Annotated in this window: 11 protein-coding genes; 2 read left to right on the top strand and 9 right to left on the bottom strand. The window is 68.6% G+C overall.

What is annotated here, in order from left to right:
- Positions 1-5 precede the first annotated feature (5 nt).
- From ACE3N9_RS05165 to ACE3N9_RS05155, 3 genes are all read right to left on the bottom strand, one after another.
- On the bottom strand, positions 6-1508 hold the full coding sequence (locus ACE3N9_RS05165) for a tryptophan halogenase family protein (RefSeq protein ID WP_374281526.1): 1503 nt from the start codon (positions 1506-1508) through the stop codon (positions 6-8).
- An 85-nt stretch (positions 1509-1593) separates the two neighbouring features.
- Positions 1594-3141, bottom strand: coding sequence for a putative 2OG-Fe(II) oxygenase (locus ACE3N9_RS05160; RefSeq protein WP_374281524.1), 1548 nt, complete (start codon positions 3139-3141; stop codon positions 1594-1596).
- A 114-nt stretch (positions 3142-3255) separates the two neighbouring features.
- Complete coding sequence (locus ACE3N9_RS05155; RefSeq protein WP_374281522.1) at positions 3256-5787, bottom strand: TonB-dependent receptor; 2532 nt, start codon at positions 5785-5787, stop codon at positions 3256-3258.
- 220 nt (positions 5788-6007) lie between these two features.
- Here ACE3N9_RS05155 and ACE3N9_RS05150 point away from each other — a divergent pair, with 220 nt between their 5' ends.
- Positions 6008-7030 carry a LacI family DNA-binding transcriptional regulator gene (locus ACE3N9_RS05150; RefSeq protein ID WP_374281520.1) on the top strand — a complete coding sequence of 341 codons (1023 nt, stop codon included), beginning with the start codon at positions 6008-6010 and terminating at the stop codon, positions 7028-7030.
- On the opposite strand, the gene ACE3N9_RS05145 is transcribed toward ACE3N9_RS05150, so the two are convergent.
- The 6 genes from ACE3N9_RS05145 to ACE3N9_RS05120 are packed head-to-tail and all read right to left on the bottom strand — an operon-like array spanning position 7027 to position 15114.
- Positions 7027-8340: a glycoside hydrolase family 32 protein gene (locus ACE3N9_RS05145; protein WP_374281518.1), complete on the bottom strand. Its 1314-nt coding sequence runs from the start codon at positions 8338-8340 to the stop codon at positions 7027-7029. The genes ACE3N9_RS05150 and ACE3N9_RS05145 overlap by 4 nt on opposite strands.
- A gap of 7 nt (positions 8341-8347) precedes the next feature.
- A complete protein-coding gene (locus tag ACE3N9_RS05140; protein WP_374281516.1) occupies positions 8348-9496 on the bottom strand; it encodes a glycoside hydrolase family 68 protein in 1149 nt (382 codons plus the stop codon).
- Complete coding sequence (gene galK, locus ACE3N9_RS05135) at positions 9493-10635, bottom strand: galactokinase (RefSeq protein WP_374281514.1); 1143 nt, start codon at positions 10633-10635, stop codon at positions 9493-9495. The genes ACE3N9_RS05140 and galK overlap by 4 nt, the downstream gene beginning before the upstream one ends.
- Positions 10635-11663 (bottom strand): UDP-glucose--hexose-1-phosphate uridylyltransferase, encoded by a 1029-nt coding sequence (locus ACE3N9_RS05130; RefSeq protein WP_374281512.1) that lies wholly within the window; start codon positions 11661-11663, stop codon positions 10635-10637. Before ACE3N9_RS05130 ends, galK begins: the two co-directional genes overlap by 1 nt.
- Positions 11660-13753, bottom strand: a complete 2094-nt coding sequence (locus ACE3N9_RS05125; RefSeq protein ID WP_374281510.1) for an alpha-galactosidase — start codon at positions 13751-13753, stop codon at positions 11660-11662. The genes ACE3N9_RS05130 and ACE3N9_RS05125 overlap by 4 nt, the downstream gene beginning before the upstream one ends.
- A gap of 2 nt (positions 13754-13755) precedes the next feature.
- A complete protein-coding gene (locus ACE3N9_RS05120) occupies positions 13756-15114 on the bottom strand; it encodes an MFS transporter (protein ID WP_374281508.1) in 1359 nt (452 codons plus the stop codon).
- A gap of 120 nt (positions 15115-15234) precedes the next feature.
- Here ACE3N9_RS05120 and ACE3N9_RS05115 point away from each other — a divergent pair, with 120 nt between their 5' ends.
- Positions 15235-15987 carry an HD domain-containing protein gene (locus ACE3N9_RS05115; protein WP_374281506.1) on the top strand — a complete coding sequence of 251 codons (753 nt, stop codon included), beginning with the start codon at positions 15235-15237 and terminating at the stop codon, positions 15985-15987.
- Positions 15988-16033: the final 46 nt, after the last annotated feature.

Raw genomic sequence — 16033 nt, 5'->3', positions numbered from 1 at the left:
CGGTCTCAGGCCGCGGCGCAGTGCCGGGCGATCCAGTCCGCGTGGCTTGGCATGGCTTCGGCCGCGCGGACCAGCGCGCCTTCCAGCTTGAGCAGGTAATCGGCCGGATCGTTGCCGCGCAGCGGCAGCAGCGGGTCCATGCCCTGCGGCAGGTTGCCCTGGCCGACATGCACCGCCAGCCAGCTCGGCGGGCCGAACAGGTCGGCATCGCGCTGCACCAACCGGCCGTGGCGGCGGAAATGCTCGATCTTCCAGGTGACGGTATCGGGCACGTCCATCGCCCCGCAATAGCGCCACAGCTCAGTATCGGTGCGGCTGGTCAGCTTGTAGTGCAGGATGATGAAATCGCGGATCCGCTCGAATTCGCCCACCGCGATGCGGTTGTATTCCTCGGTCACCAACGGGTCGAAATTGCGGTCGGGGAACAGCGCCAGCAGCTTGGCAATGCCCGCCTGGATCAGGTGGATCGAGGTCGATTCCAGCGGCTCCATGAACCCGCCCGACAGACCGATCGCCACCACGTTGCGGTTCCAGAACAGGTTGCGCCGCCCGGTGACGAAACGCAGCGGCCTGGGATCGGCCAGGGCCTTGCCATCAAGGTTCGCCAGCAGCGTTTCCGCCGCCTCGTCGTCCGAGACGAACTGGCTGCAATAGACATAGCCGTTGCCAGTGCGGTGCTGCAGCGGGATGCGCCATTGCCACCCCGCCGGGCGCACGGTGGAGCGGGTATAAGGGGTGAATTCGCCCGCCCGTTCGCAGGGCACGGCCACGGCCCGGTCGCACGGCAGCCAGTGGGTCCAGTCCTGGTAGCCGGTCTGCAAGGCCCCTTCGATCAGCAGCCCGCGAAAGCCCGAACAATCGACGAACAGGTCGGCATCGAACCGCCGCCCGTCCTCCAGCGTGACATGGCTAACGTGACCGCTTTCGCCGTGCAGCGCCACGTCCGCGATCTTGCCTTCGATCCGCGTCACCCCGCGCGCTTCGGCATAGCTTCGCAGGAACCGCGCATAGAGCCCGGCATCGAAGTGATAGGCATAGTCGAAGGTCGACAGGACCGAGCGCGGGTCCTGCACCGGGTGCGCGAACTTGCCCCGCTTGGCCGCCGCCCAGGCCATGCACAGCTCGTCCAGATCGGGCGCGCGGCCCTGCTGGTGGGCGGCGATCCAGTACTGGTGCAGGGGCACGAAATCGAAATTGCGGCCGTGGGTGCCGAACGGGTGGAAATAGCGGCTCTGCTCGCTGCCCCAGCCGACGAACTGGATCCCCAGCTTGAATGACCCTTGCGTGGCCTTGATGAAGTCGTTCTCATCGATGCCCAGCGTTTCGTTGAAAGTGCGGATCGGGGGGATCGTGGCTTCCCCCACCCCGACGGTGCCGATCTCGTCGCTTTCAATGAGGGTGATCGCGCAGCCGGTCCGGATCGCGTTGGCCAGGGCCGCCGCCGTCATCCAGCCGGCCGTGCCGCCGCCGACAATCACGATCGAACGGATGGAATCGCCTTGCTGCATCGCACTCTCCTTGGCGCTGTCATCCCTGATCCGCGCGGCGCGATCAAGTCTATTCAGCAATCGATTGCAGGCCCGGCTCGCGCGCTCACCAGCGCGGGCGCTTCAGGTCCAGCGCCATGACCAGCCGCTCGCCTTCCGCGAACGGCATGGTGCGGTGCCACATGGTCGATGGGAACACCGCGCAAAGCCCCGGCTGCGGCGCGATCGTGGCATAGGCCGGCAGGTCCAGGCCCAGGTCTTCGGGCGGGGTGCCAAAGGCGATGTGCCCGGCGGGCGGCGGGCCCATCTGCGCCGGATCTGGCAGGGACACGTAAAACGCGGTGCTGATCCAGCCGACCGGGTGATTGTGCGGCACGTTATGCCCCTGGCGCAGCAGGCGGACCGACCAGCTGCCTTCGACCAGCAGTTCGCCGCGCGGCTGGCCCAGCAGCGGGTGGCCCTGTTCGAACGGCGGCAGGCCATCGACATAGTCCCGGAGCGCCGCCAGCCAGCGCGCCTTGGCCAGACGGATGATCGGTTCATGCCGCTGGATCACCGATCGATCGGTCTGGGTGCCGCCGCGCACCGACTGCTCGATATAGGGCCGCTCCATCACGTGCAGGCCGCGCAGCACTTCGGCGAGTTCGGCAAGGTCAGCGCCGGAAAGGTCGACCGGCAGCGGGCGGATGAACTGATCCGGTCGGTCGATCCATTCCCACCGCGCGTCACCGGCCAGGCGCCAGACCAGCGACAGGTAAGGCCAGAACACCGCCGCGCTGGGGGTGATGAGCTGCGGCAGGGCAACGCCTTCCGCCTCCTTCAGCCGGCGCTGGCGCAGGTAGTGGCGGATGCGGATCAGGTCGATCGTTTCACCGCGCAGGCCCGCGCATTCAGCCAGCAGGGCCTCGGTCCGCGCCGCATCGCCGCTTTCGCTGGCGACCAGCAACTGCGCCACCGCGAGGGCAGGACTGCGGCCCAGCGCGGCCTCTGCCCGGCCCAGCATGTCCCCCGCCCCGGCCCAGTCGCGCGCCTGGGTCAGCGCGCGGAACCAGCCCAGCCACAGCTCGGCATTGCCGGGCTGGGCCTGCACGCCCGCCGCGTAACTCTCCGCAAAGCGGGCCTGGTCGCCCACGGTCCAGCGCAGCACGGACAGCGCCTTGTGCCCGTCCAGCCAGCCGGGATTGCGCGCTAGTTCAGCCTCCAGCAGCGCTTCGGCGCCCGGCACGTCACCTTCGGCAGCCAGCGCGGCAGCCTGCAGGCGCAGCAGATCGGCGTTGCCCGGCTGGGCCGCCAGCGCTGCGGCAAAGTGGGCAGCGGCAGGCAGCCCCGCCTCGTAGCGGGTCTGGGCGATGCCTTGCAACAGGGCGGGATCGGCGACGCCGGCAGACTGGGCCGCCTCGAACACCGCCAGCGCCTCGGGCAGACGCTGCACCTGGCGCAAGGCCACGCCGTGCAGCAGTGCAAGGTCGGCATCGGCCGGAGCGGCCCGGGCCATGACGGCGAGCAGTGCCCCCGCCTGCCCGGCCAGCCCCTGCCCCAGCGCGCGGCGGCACAGGTCAAGCCGCGCCGCCCGCGCCGCCGGATCGGGCCCGCGCAGCGCCCGCGCCAGTTCGGCGTCCAGCGCGGCAACGATCTGGCTCTGTTCGGGTGTCATCGCGCGATCAGTTGCACGCAAAAAAGACGGGGGCAACCTTGCGGCTGCCCCCGTGGAAAGGGTGGAAAGACACCCCGGATGGCTGGGAGGCAACCATCCGGGACACTCGGTAACTTAGAAGCTGTACTTGACCGAAGCGGTCCAGGTGCGGCCCAGCGCCGGGCCGGTCCCGATCACCGCCGGGCTGACCGACAGGTCGGCAACGCCGCCGCTGCCGCGCAGATCATAGCGGTTGAACAGGTTGTAGACCTGCATCCCCAGTTCCAGGTTCTCGACCGGCGACACGCGCAGGTTCGCCCCGAACACCGCACCGCCCGGATACTGGCGGCCGGCATCGTCGACGATGCTCGACTGGCCGGTGGTGTTGACCCCGAAGGTCACCATGTCGTCGAAGTCGTAGCTGGCCTGCAGGGTGTAGACCAGGTCAGGCATGTACTGCGCCCGGACGAACGGGGTCGGCTTGCCGGTGGCATCGACGCCCGAACGGGTCGGCTTGGTCCAGGTGGCGTTGCCGACCAGGCTGAAGCCGCCGTTGCTGTAGGTGCCGTACATTTCGAGGCCCCACGACTTGTAGCGCGCATCGATCACGCAGCCGCCCGCGCCGCCCGGGCAGCGGGTGGCCGAAAGTTCGAAGGTGCTCTGCTTGAAGCTGCCCTTCAGCAGAGTGGCTTCCAGCGTGTAGCGCCCGCCCAGCAGGCCGCCGCGGTTCTTCAGGCCCAGCTCGTACTGCTTGACGAAGTCGACCGAGGGGGTGACGCCGTCCGCCGCGCAGCCCATCGTGCCCGCCTTGGCCATCGCCCCGGTGCACAGCGAACCGTCGCTGGCGATCTTGCCGCCGAAGGTCTGGCGATCCGAGTTGAAGCGCCCGCCGCGCGAGGCACGGACGAACAGCGAGGTGTTGCTGTTCGCCTTCCACAGCGCGCCCGCCGTCCACGAAGTGTAGCTGCGGCTGTAGTTGAGCACTTCGCGCGCACCGTTGCTGGTGATCGCCGGGATGTTCACGCCGTTCGCGTTGACGAAGAACTCGTTGCCGCCCTGGCTGCCGCCGCCCGAAGCCTTGACCCGTTCAAAGCGGACCGAACCATCGACCGCGAAGTGATCCGCATCCAGTTCCAGCGCGGCATAGGGCGCCGTGTTGGTGTAGGACAGGTCATAGTCGCGGGCGCAGCAATTGCCCCAGTTGTTGTTGTAGCCGGCGATCCCGTCCTGGGTCAGCTTGGCCCCGGTGGTGCTGTAAAGGTCCAGCTGGGCCGGGTTGTTGCCCGACATTTCGCGCAGGCTCTTGTTGGTGTGCCAGTCCATCGCGATGTCCTGGTTCATGTAGAAGAACCCGGCGCGCGCGGTGAACCGGGCGAAATCGGTCTGGAACTTGGCGGCCAGCGTCAGGTCGTTGGCCAGGCTGCCGACGTCGCGGATGTTGGTGCGCACGTTGGTGTTGTTATCGACATAGGTGCCGGTGAACACCTGGCCCGCCTTGGGGCCCGAGGCATAGCGGATCGAGCCGACCGTGGCATAGGGCGTGCCGTTCAGCGACAGCACCGAACCGACGATGCCGGTTGCACGGCTGACGTTGTTGAACGGCGAGGCGAAGCTGCCGCTCATCTTGGTCCAGCGCATGTTGTTGTCGATGGTGATCGCATCGCTGGCTTCGTAGTGGAACTGCCCGCCCAGCGCGGTCGCCTTGGTGCTGATCCCGCTCATCGGCGTGCTTTCCAGCTGGCCGGTGCGGTTCAGGATGATCATGTCCTTGTTGTAGATCGAATAGTTCGAGCTGTTGCGGCCATCGAAGCCAGGGAACGGCTGGACGTTTTCGAACTTGCCGTTGGCCAGCGTGGCCAGCGCCGGGGCGCCGGTGTAGTTCGGCTCGCGGGTGTCGGCCACCTTGACCAGCAGGCGGAAGTAGCCCTTGTCGTCGTCGAAGGTCTTGGTCAGGTTGCCCTTGACCTGGACCGAGCGCGAGACGTTGAAATCGGCCTTGAGCGGGCCGCGGCCCGACTTGAAGTAGCCGCCCAGGTGGAAGCGCAGCGTGTCGTTGATCGGGCCGCCATAGCGGAAATCGACCTTGGTTTCGTTGTAGCCGATACCGGTCGACAGCTGGACCGCGCCGCCTTCCTTTTCGCCGGTGTTCGAGATGTAGTTGATCACTGCGCCCGGCGCCTGCGAGGCATAAGTTGTCGAACCGCCGCCGCGCACCGATTCCACGCGCGCCACGGTGCTGTCGAAGTGGGTCCAGTAGTCGTTGTTGCCGAACTGCATGTCACCGAACAGCACGGTCGGCAGGCCATCTTCCTGGATCTGGACGAACGGCGAACCACCGGTCGCGACCGGCAGGCCGCGCACCGCGATGTTCGAGTTGCCGCCCGGGCCCGAAGTGCCGGGCACCTGGATGCCGGGGATCATGCGGAACACTTCCGCTTCCGAGCTGGGCTTCATCGCCTCGATCAGGTCCGCGCCGACGCTGGTCACCGAAACCGAGGTGTTGAGCTGGGTCTTGTCGCGGCCCGAAGCGGTAACGACGATTTCGTCGAGCGCGCCAACGACGGCTTCATCGGCCGGCGCGTCCTGCGCCTGGGCAGGCATGGCGACAAGCGTCATCACCGCGATCGACGCGGCCGAGACGCAGCTCTTCAGGCTGGATTTGTTCATTTCCTCTCCCCTCGGGTCAGAATCGCTTGCGTGACAGCAAGTCGGATTGTCCAGTCGCATATGTGACAATCGATTGCAAAAAGATTCTTCAATCGATTGTAATCAAGGCGCCTCTGTGGCGGTTCGGCAACAGAAAGGGGCTGGCAAGGTTGACAGGGCCAGTCCGGATGACCATTCATCAGCAGTCCCCCATGCAACAGCCCGCAATGGCGAACAGCCAATGAACCTGCCCAGTCCCCCCAAGGGGCGCATTCGCAATATCGCCGAACTGGCGCGCATCGCCGGGGTGTCGACCGGCACCGTCAGCCGCGCCCTGGCCGGCAAGACCCTGGTCAACCAGGAAACGCGCGAGCGGATCCAGGCCCTGGCCCGCGAACACGGGTTCCGCCCCAACCAGATGGCCCGCCGCCTGCGCGTGCAGGAAACCCGCGTGATCGGCGTGGTCGTGCCGCTGGGGCACGAACGCCGCCAGCACCTTTCCGACCCGTTCTTCATGACCATCCTGGGCCATCTGGCCGATGCGCTGACCGAGAATGGCTATGACATCATGCTGTCGCGCGTCATCCCGGACGAGGAAGACTGGCTGGAACGGATCGTCGATTCCGGGATGCTCGATGGCGTGCTGCTGATCGGCCAGTCCGACCAGTTCGAAGCGATCGAGCGTGTGGCCGAATATTACAAGCCGATGGTCGTCTGGGGCAGTCACCAGCCGGGGCAGCGCCATTGCACCGTCGGGGTCGACAATCGCAAGGGCGGCCGGCTGGCGGGCGATTGCCTGATCGCGCGCGGCTGCCGGCAGCTCGCCTTCCTGGGTGAAGTCCACGCGCCCGAGCTGTCCCAGCGCTACCAGGGCCTGTGCGATGCCGCGAGCGCGGCAGGCTTGCCCGCGCCGCAGGTGCTGGAAACGCACCTTGCATCGGACATCATGGCCGAGGAAATCGCGGGCCACATGGCCACCATCCGCAGCAAGGTCGACGGGATCGCGGCGGCTTCGGACCTGATCGCGATGCACGCGGTGCGCGCGCTGGCCGACCAGGGCATCCGCGTGCCCGATGATGTGCCGGTAACCGGGTTCGACGATCTGCCGCTGGCCGAACAGACTATCCCGCGCCTGACCACGATCAGCCAGAGCGTGCCGCAGGGTGCGCGCACCATGGTCCAGTCGCTGTTCGCCCGGATTGCCGGGGAGGACGCGCCCTCGGTCGAAATGGCCCCCCTGCTGGTGCGGCGCGATACGGCCTAGGCCGCCAGCGCCGCCCCGGTCAGGCAGCGCAGCGCCAGCCGGTCACCCGCCATGCGGTGCTGCACTGTCACACTGAGCCGGCCATCGTCACCCAGCAGTTCCGCGCTGCCCGCATCGAGCCACAGGTCGAGCGGCCCGTCCCCGTCAACCCGCGCATGCCGCACCGCATCGAGGAAGGGCGAGGCGGGATCGCGCCGGGTCAGGGTCAGCTGATCATCGCGGCGTTCCACCACCAGCAGCCGCCCCTCCGCATCGGTCAGGGTCGCGGCGAACCGCGATGCGCCGGGCAGGCGCAGGCAGCAGGCCAGCGGCACCAGCGCCGTGTCGGCCTCTGCCAGGGGTACGCCGCTCACCGCCGCCGGATCAACGATCTGGCGCAGCACGTGCCGCTCGCCCGCGCGCACCAGCGAGAGGCGGCGCGGCAGGCTCATCGCGCCGCGCCAGCCCTGCCGGGGCAGGCGCCCCTGGTAGGCATGGTTGCCCATCCAGCCGATCCACAGCGGCCGCCCCGCCGCATCGCGCGGTTCGTGCCAGGCGATCGCGGCATAGAAATCGCTGCCCATGTCGGCCACTTGCCACCACGGCTCGAGCGCTGGCCCGTCCGGGTGAAAGCGCACCCCGTCGAACGTGCCGGTCTGATAGAGCGCTCCCGAACCCGGCGCACCGCGCAGCGCGTCCACCTTGAACAGCCAGCGCGTTTCGTCCGTGCCTTCGACCGGCAGTTCGATCAGCAAGGGGCATTCCCACACCTCGCCCGGGGCGCCCGCGCCGTGGATCACCGACAGTTCGTCCCACTGCCGCAGATCGTGGCTGGCATAAATCAGCGCGCGGTTTTCGTTCGACAGCACCACCACCATGATCCAGCGCTGCGTGGCCGCGTGCCAGAACACGTTGGGATCGCGGAAATCCGCCATCGCGCGGTCGATCACCGGATTGCCGGCATATTTGGTCCAACTGCGCCCCCGGTCGCCCGACCAGGCAAGGCATTGCACCTGATGCGGATCGCCGTGGACCACCGCCCCGGTGTACAACGCGACCAGCGCCTCCTCGCCCAGCCCGGCGGTGTTCGCGTGATCGACCACCGCGCTGCCCGAAAAGATCGCGTGGCGCTCATCCTCGAGCAGGGCGGGCGGCAGTTCCTGCCAGTGGCGCAGATCGGTGCTGATCGCGTGGCCCCAGCTCATGTGGCCCCAATCCTCGCCGTGAGGGTTGTATTGATAGAACAGGTGCCATTCGCCCTGGTGGTGGACCAGGCCGTTGGGATCGCTCAGCCAGTTGGCGGCCGGCGCATAGTGATACTGCGGGCGCATGGGTGCTTCAGCCGGCAATGCTCACGCGGTCCCCGGCGAAGGCCAGGTGAAACACCGGCGCGGGGGTGCCGCCAAACTGGCTGCGCAGCAATTCGGGATGATCGTCGAACGTGCGGCCCTGCATGCCCCAGTGATCGATGAAGCTCCACACCGCGCCTTCGCCGGTAACCCACCAGCTGTAGCCCTGGGTCGGCTCGCTGGCCGGATTGCCCGCGACCAGGCCATTGCCGTTGACCGGAGACCACGGGCCGGAGAGGCGCTCCGCAACCATGGCGTAAAGACCGTTCGGACCAGACACGCCGTCTGGCGCAAAAGTGCGGCGCTGGGTGGACCAGAACAGGTAATAGCGCCCATCCTGCACCACCACGTGGGCCCGCTCCAGCTCGTTGTTCACGCCCACCGCCTCGACCAGCGGATCGTCCAGCTGCCAGCGCCCGTCGCGCAGCGTGGCCAGGCCGACCACGCCGTTATAGTCATGCTCGTCCCAGCCCGCGCTCGCACTGAACAGCAGGTGCCGCTCGCCAGTCTCCGGATCGCGGAACCAGGCCGGATCGCGGAACGCCTTGATCAGCCCGGGCTTGCCCTCGGCCTCGCGCGCCACGACGTAGCGCGCGCCATCGGCCGTCACCAGTTCCTCTGGCTCCTGCCATTCGCCGGGGCCATCGGCGCCCAGCCGCCCGCGGCTGGCAAACAGGCGCTGTTCAAAGCTGGGCGCGGCGCCCCGCCGTCCGGCAGCGGTGAACAGCAAGGTCACGCTGGTCCCGTCATCGTGCAGCACGGCGCTGCCGGCCCATTCGCGGGTGCCGGGATTGAACCCATCCGGCAAGGCATTGCCGTGATCGCGCCAGCCATCGGCACCCAGCGAGGCGAGGCGGATGCGAGCGGCATCGTGGCGCTGGCCGGGATCGGCAAAGCGCGGCGCGCTGAGGAAGAACCAGTACTGGCGGCCGTTGTGCACCACGGCGCGGCCGTCCTCGTGCGCCAGCGGCCAATTGTCCCACAGGTCAAGGCCCGGCAGGATCGGCGCCGCATCGGCCGCGGTAATCAGCGGAATTTCAGCGCCAGTAATCGATTGCGGTGCCCAGCGCGCGACGCCTTGCGGGCGGGCGCGTCGATCTTCGCCGGATGGCAGGGCGTCATTGGAACTGCTGGTCATTGTCCTTCTCCGGCGGGCTCTCCGCCTGTCTGTTCGATCATGATCTGGATGGGTGCGCCGTCCGGCGCGCGGTAATCGGCCAGCACGGCGGCATGCACCTGCGAAGTCAGCGCGGCAGGCAGCACGGCCACGACCGCGCCGCCAAACCCGCCCCCGGTCATCCGCGCCCCGCCCGCATCGCCGATGGCCCGCTGCAGCACGCCGACCAGGTCATCGACCGGCGGCACGCTGACTTCGAACAACTCGCGCAGCGAGGCATGGCTGGCGGCAAGGATCCGGCCCAGAGTCGGCAGATCCGCCGCCTCGATCGCAGTCACCGCCTGCCGGGTCCGGCCGATTTCCTCGACCACGTGGCGGGCGCGGCGGCGCACCACGGGATCAAGCGCGGCCGCCTCGACCTGCGGCAGGCTCGCCTCGCGCAGGCTGGGCACTCCCAGCGCGGCAGCGGCCACCTCGCAATCGGCGCGGCGGGCGTTGTAATGGCCATCGACCAGCCCGCGCCGCACGCCAGACTGGACGATCATCACCGCCCAGTCAGCCGGCAGCGCCACGGTGCGGCTGGCCAGGTTGCGGCAATCGAGCAGCAAGGCATGGCCCGGCTCGCCCGCAGCCACGGCCATCTGGTCCATGATCCCGCAGTGGACGCCCGCCCACTGATGCTCTGCTGCCTGCGCGGCCAGGGCCAGGTCGCTTGCCGACCACTCCGTGCCGGTCAGAGCGGCAAAGGCCCGGCCCAGCGCCACGCACAGCGACGCGGAAGAGGACAGCCCCGAACCGCGCGGGATCGATCCGGCAATCGCCAGCCGCGCGGGTGCGACAGGCAGGCCGCACGCGGCCAGCCCGGCGGCCATGCCGCGCAGGTAGCTGCGCCAGTCGGCGGGTTGGTGCGGGGCGGGCTGCCCGGGCAGGAAGGCATCTTCGGCACCGTCGAAATCCAGCGCCAGTGCCTCGACCCCGCCCTGCCCGGGGCCATAGGCGACCCAGGTGCCAGCCGCGATCGGCATCGGCAGGACCAGCCCGCCGTTGTAATCGACATGTTCGCCGATCAGGTTGACCCGTCCGGGGGCAAAGGCCACGCCCTGCGGCGCCTCGCCAAACCGGCGGGCATAGCCATCGATCGCGCGCTGGCGTGTCGGCATCAGTCGATCTCCACCGCGCGCAGCCGCTCGGCCGCGCTTTCGGGGGTGATGTCGCGCTGGGTCTCGCCCAGCAGCTCGAAGCCGACCATGTGCTTGCGCACACTGGCCGAACGCAGCAGCGGCGGCAGGAAATGCGCGTGGAGCCGCCAGTGCGCACAATCATCGCCCAGCGCATGCGGCGCGCCGTGCCAGCCCATCGAATAGGGAAAATCGCAGGCGAACAGCCCGTCATAGCGGCGCAGCAGGCGCGACAGGATCGCGGCCAGGTCAGCGCGGGCCGCACCGTCCAGCTGCTCGAGCCGGGCCACCGGCGCGCGGGCGATCAGTAGCACTTCGAACGGCCAGGCGGCCCAGTGCGGAACCACCGCCAGCCAATGCGCGTTGACCTCGACCACACGCTCGGCCGCGGCCAGTTCGGCTGCGATCACGTCGTCCAGCAGCACCTGGCCGCGTGCGGCCAGCCAGTCGCGCTGGCGGGCATCCTCGCGCGCGGGCAATTCGGGCACGAAATCGCTCGCCCAGACCTGGCCGTGCGGATGCGGGCTGGAGGCGCCCATCATCGCGCCCTTGTTCTCGAACAGCTGGACATGGGTCCAGCGCGCGCCAAGTTCGGCCGACAAGTCGCACCAGCAATCGACCACGCGGGCGATGCCTTGCTGCGGCAGGCGGGCCAGCGTGGCGCCATGATCAGGGGCAAAGCAGATCACACGGGCCTCGCCCGTGGCCGGGCTGGTTTCGAAGATGCCCTGCGGACCCTGCGCCATGCCGCCTTCGCCCAGCAGCGCGGCAAAGTCGTTGGCGAAGACAAAGGTGCCGTCATAGGCCGGGTTCGCCTCGCCCGTGGCGCGCAGATTGCCGGGGCACAGGTGGCAGGCCGGATCGTGCGCGGGCGGACGGGCGGCGGCGGGCGGCGCCGCCTCGCCCTGCCACGGCCGCTTGGCGCGGTGCGGCGAGACCAGCAGCCATTCCCCGGTCAGCAGGTTGCGGCGGCGGTGCGGCAGGTCGGCCAGGGTATCGGGCGCGCTCATGCCTGCACCTTGCCGTGGAAGATCGCCACGCTTTCCGCCTTGAGCGGCGGCAGCGGCAGTCCTGCCCGGGCCAGCCACGATCCGGCCAGCCGCACGGGCGCGGCGAACAGCGGCGCGCTGTGCGCGGCGTGGCCATGTTCGCCCCCGGCGATGCGCAGCAGTTCGAACGTGCAGGCGGCAGCATCGGCCAGGAACGGCAGGCGCAGCGGCTGCGGGCGGCGATCCAGCGCCGGGGCGGTGCGAATGGCGAACAGCAGGAACTCATCACCCTGCCCCGCCGCCTGCCAGACCAGCCCGTCGTTACCCTGGCCCAGCTGGGTCCAGCCGCCGTGCAGCAGGTGCCGCCACTGCTTGTGGAAGGCGATCCAGCCAGCCAACTCGTCACGCTCAGCCCCGCTCAATCGGCGCGGGTCGAGCTCGACGCCGAAGTGCCCCGGTATGGCCACCGCCGCGCGAAAAGCCAGCGACTGGCTGCGCCCCGTGGCATGGGCCGGGCTGGCGCCGACATGCGCGCCCATCACCTCGGGCGGCAGGAAGGCCAGGAACCCGCGCTGGATCGGCACGCGGCTGACCGCGTCGATGTTGTCGCTGGTCCAGAACCGGTGCGTGAACTGCGCGATTCCCGCGTCGGACCGCCCGCCGCCGCCGGCGCAGCTTTCGATTTCCACCGCGGGATGGGCCGCGCGCAGGCGGGCCAGCAGGTCATAGTTGCCGCGTACCTGCGCCGCACCGCCTGCGGGCGCCAGATCGCGGTTGTGATCCCATTTCAGGTAGCTGATCGGCAGCGCGCCGAGCAGCGCATCAAGCCGCGCGAACAGGTAATCGCGCACCTCGACGCGGGCCATGTCGAGCACCAGCTGATTGCGGGCGGTGGGCCGCTCGCGCCCTGGCAGGACCAGTGCCCAGTCCGGATGCGCGCGGTAGAGATCGCTGTCGGGGTTGACCATTTCGGGTTCGACCCACAGCCCGAACTCCATCCCCAAGGCAGTGACCTGCCGCGCCAGCGGCCCCAGGCCCTCAGGGTACTTGACCGGATCGGCGGTCCAGTCCCCCAGCCCGGCGGTATCGTCGCTGCGGCCCTTGAACCAGCCATCGTCGAGCACAAAGCGTTCGATCCCGATGGCTGCCGCGCTTTCGGCCAGGGCCAGAATGCGCTGGGCGTCGTGATCGAAATAGCAGGCTTCCCAGCTGTTGAGATGGACCGGGCGGGGGCGCATCCTGCCATCCGGCCAGTCCAGCCGCGCACGCACGGCGGCGTGCTGCTGCGCCATCGCGCCATTGCGCCCATGGGTGGACACGGCTACGATCGCCTGCGGGGCGGACCAGCTTTCACCCTGGCCCAGCACCACTTCGCCCGGCGCCAGCGCGGCCCCGGCGCCAAGCTGCCAGCAGCCTTCATCATCGCGCTCGATCGCCAGCACGCTATCGCCCGACCAGGCCAGTTGCAGCGCCAGCACCTGCCCGGCATGGTCGCCCGCGCTTTCTTCCAGCACCAGCAGGGCCGGGGCACCGCCGTGGCCGGTCAGGCCGCACCGCCCTTCGCGCCGCCAGATCTGGCGGGGCATCGGCTCAACCGCCTCGACCAGTTCGGCATTGTGGCGCCCATGCCACGACACCACCTGCGCACTGTGCGCCGACAGCGGCAACAGGGCGCTGGCCAGGTGATCGAGCGAGACCGGCTGAGTCCCCAGGTTGGTCAGGCTGGCATCGAGCAGAAAGGCCCCGCCCGGCGCCAGGGCAAAGCGCCGCTCCAGCCGCAGCGCGGTCGCGGCATCTTCCAGCACCAGGCTGATCCGCGCCGCATCCGCGTGAAGCGCGGTGCAATGCCACACCGGCACGAGCGAGCGGCCATCCCGCCGCACGGTGACGGCTGGCAGCCCGAACCAGCCCAGCCCCGCCGGCGGTGCGGTGGAAAACGGCACATCCTCATCGAGCGAGAACGAGGCCGGCGTGCGCCCATCGGCCAGCGCTGCCAGTCCGGCAGCGTCGACCCGCGCGCCGAGGTGGCGCCACAGCGGCGGCGCACCCTCGCGCGCTTCCAGCACCAGGCTGGCTTCGCGGCTGTGCAACTGGACCAGCGCTGCGGACATGATCAGGCCGCCTGTGCCTGCGCGCCGGCGCGCCCTTCGCGGACCCACAGCACCGCCAGCGCGGCCAGGATCAGGCAGACGCCCGACAGCGACAGCGCATTGCGCGGGTCATGACCCAGGACATGTTCGTAAACCCCCAGCCCCAGCTTGGCGAAGCCCAGGTCCAGTTCGCCCATGACAAAGGCGAACAGCAGCATCGGGATCACGATCATCATGTTGAAGATGCCCATGTAGACCCCGGTGCGCTGCGCCGGGATGGCATTGGACAGGATCACATAGGGGTTGCCCATGATCGATCCCCAGGCGAGCCCCGTGCCGATCGCGGGCAGGAACAGCATGGCCTTGGTATCGGCATGCGGCAGCGCCAGCATCGCCAGCCCGCCCAGCAGCAGGCACAGTGCATGGAGCGGCCCTGCCCCCCAGCGCTTGGCCAGCGGAACCATGGCAAAGGCCCCCAGGAACGCGACTAGGTTGTAGAAAGCGGCCATTTCCCCGTTGGCCAGCACCGCGCTGCGGAAGGCCGAACTGGTCGCATCGCTGGTCTGATAGACCGAGCGGCCGATCGAATAGATCACGTAGGACCAGTAACCGGCCATGCCGTACCACTGGAACAGGCTCATCACCCCCAGCTTGCGCATCGCCGGCGGCATAGCGCGGATCGCGCTGCCGATTTCGCGCAAGGTGGCGCCAAGCCCGGTCGGCTGGGCCTCGATATGGCGCCGCTCGGCCTCGCTCAGCGGCAGCTCGGGGACGCGCAGTACCGACCAGACGATAGTCGACAGCGACAGCACCGCACCGATCCAGAACACCGCGCGGGTCGTATAGGGGATGTTGTGTTCATCCACCCAGTCCTGGCTCATCCCCAGCCAGACCAGCACCGACGGGGTCAGGAAGGCGAGGCACTGCGCCAGGCCCGTGAACGCGCTCTGCGTCAGGAACCCGGCCTGGCGCTGGTCCGGATTCAGCCGGTCCGAAACATAGGCGCGGTAGGGTTCCATCGTGATGTTGTTGCCCGCATCCAGGATCCACAGCAGCGAAGCCGCCATCAGGATCGAGGCGGCGAGCGGCATGGCGAACAGCCCGGCCGCGCACAGCACCGCGCCGATCAGGAAATAGGGCGTGCGCCGCCCCCACTTGCTTTGCGTCCGGTCGCTCAGCGCGCCGATCAGCGGCTGGACCAGCAGGCCGGTGACCGGCCCCGCCAGCCCCAGCACCGGCAGCTGCGCCTCGTCCGCGCCAAGATAGGAATAGATCGGCCCCATATTGCCCTGCTGCAGCCCGAAGCTGAACTGCAGGCCCAGGAACCCCAGGTTCATTTCCAGGATGCGCGGCAGCGACAGGCGTGGACGAAGGGCTTCCATGGCATTCTCCCCAGGCGCTCTGACCGGCACCGGAATCACCTTGTGTCACACCTTGCGGCAAAGGACAACAATCGATTGCAATGATTGCACGGCAAGCGCTTCGGTGTCACACCTTCGCGCATGTGCGGCAATCCCCCCGGTGATGATCTCCCCTGGCCCCAGGCCGGGCGCGAACGCTTGATCCTGTCCAGCCCGATCGGCTGGGTCGGCACGGGTGCGCCCGATCCGGAACCGCAGGTGCTGGCCCAGCTGAAAGACAACGCGGTGATGATGATGGGCGATAATCCCGCCTTGCCGCGCATGCCCGAACGCCCCACCCTGCTCGATTTCTTCCGTTGCCGGTTCGGCGATTTCACCGTCCGCCACCTGCTGGGCAGCGCGAAACGCGCGCTGGACGGCGGGCACAGCGAAACTGTGGTCATGGCCTGCCTGCTGCACGATATTTCCAACGGCTGCCTGGTCCGCCCCGACCACGGCTACTGGAGCGCGCAGATCGTCGCCCCCTATGTCAGCGAGGAAGTGGCCTGGGCGATCAAGTACCATCAGGCGCTGCGCTATCTGCCGGATCCGGCGGCGGGCTACGACTACCCCGCCAATTACGACTGGTTCTTCGGCCAGGAATACCGCGACGAATTGCCCGCCTACCTGCGCCGCGACATGGACGTGGCCCGGGCGCACAAGTGGTACATGACCAGCCGCATCGTCACGATCAACGACATCTACTTCTTCGACGACATGGACCCGGTCGATCCCGCAATCTTCATCGACATCATCGCCCGCAACTTCCGCCAGCCGGAAGAAGGCCTGGGTCTGGACGACAGCCCGAGCAGCCACATGTGGCGCACGATGATCTGGCCGAACAACTTCCTCTAGCGCGCAGCAGCGGCGCCCTCGCAGACGTATTCGCAGGCACCCGCTA

It is taken from the genome of Novosphingobium sp., from assembly GCF_041905565.1.
Taxonomy (GTDB): Bacteria; Pseudomonadota; Alphaproteobacteria; order Sphingomonadales; family Sphingomonadaceae; genus Novosphingobium.
The sequence above is the reverse complement of the archived record's forward strand: the minus strand, read 5'-3'. Positions and strand labels throughout refer to the sequence as shown.

Excerpts from the sequence above, each read along its gene's own strand:
- ACE3N9_RS05145 (WP_374281518.1), bottom strand. The coding sequence starts at position 8,340 with ATGCGCCCGCAGTATCACTATGCGCCGGCCGCCAACTGGCTGAGCGAT.
- galK (WP_374281514.1), bottom strand. The coding sequence starts at position 10,635 with ATGCCGACACGCCAGCGCGCGATCGATGGCTATGCCCGCCGGTTTGGC.
- ACE3N9_RS05155 (WP_374281522.1), bottom strand. The coding sequence starts at position 5,787 with ATGAACAAATCCAGCCTGAAGAGCTGCGTCTCGGCCGCGTCGATCGCG.
- ACE3N9_RS05140 (WP_374281516.1), bottom strand. The coding sequence starts at position 9,496 with ATGACCAGCAGTTCCAATGACGCCCTGCCATCCGGCGAAGATCGACGC.
- ACE3N9_RS05115 (WP_374281506.1), top strand. The coding sequence starts at position 15,235 with ATGTGCGGCAATCCCCCCGGTGATGATCTCCCCTGGCCCCAGGCCGGG.
- ACE3N9_RS05120 (WP_374281508.1), bottom strand. The coding sequence starts at position 15,114 with ATGGAAGCCCTTCGTCCACGCCTGTCGCTGCCGCGCATCCTGGAAATG.
- ACE3N9_RS05130 (WP_374281512.1), bottom strand. The coding sequence starts at position 11,663 with ATGAGCGCGCCCGATACCCTGGCCGACCTGCCGCACCGCCGCCGCAAC.
- ACE3N9_RS05160 (WP_374281524.1), bottom strand. The coding sequence starts at position 3,141 with ATGACACCCGAACAGAGCCAGATCGTTGCCGCGCTGGACGCCGAACTG.
- ACE3N9_RS05125 (WP_374281510.1), bottom strand. The coding sequence starts at position 13,753 with ATGTCCGCAGCGCTGGTCCAGTTGCACAGCCGCGAAGCCAGCCTGGTG.
- ACE3N9_RS05150 (WP_374281520.1), top strand. The coding sequence starts at position 6,008 with ATGAACCTGCCCAGTCCCCCCAAGGGGCGCATTCGCAATATCGCCGAA.
- ACE3N9_RS05165 (WP_374281526.1), bottom strand. The coding sequence starts at position 1,508 with ATGCAGCAAGGCGATTCCATCCGTTCGATCGTGATTGTCGGCGGCGGC.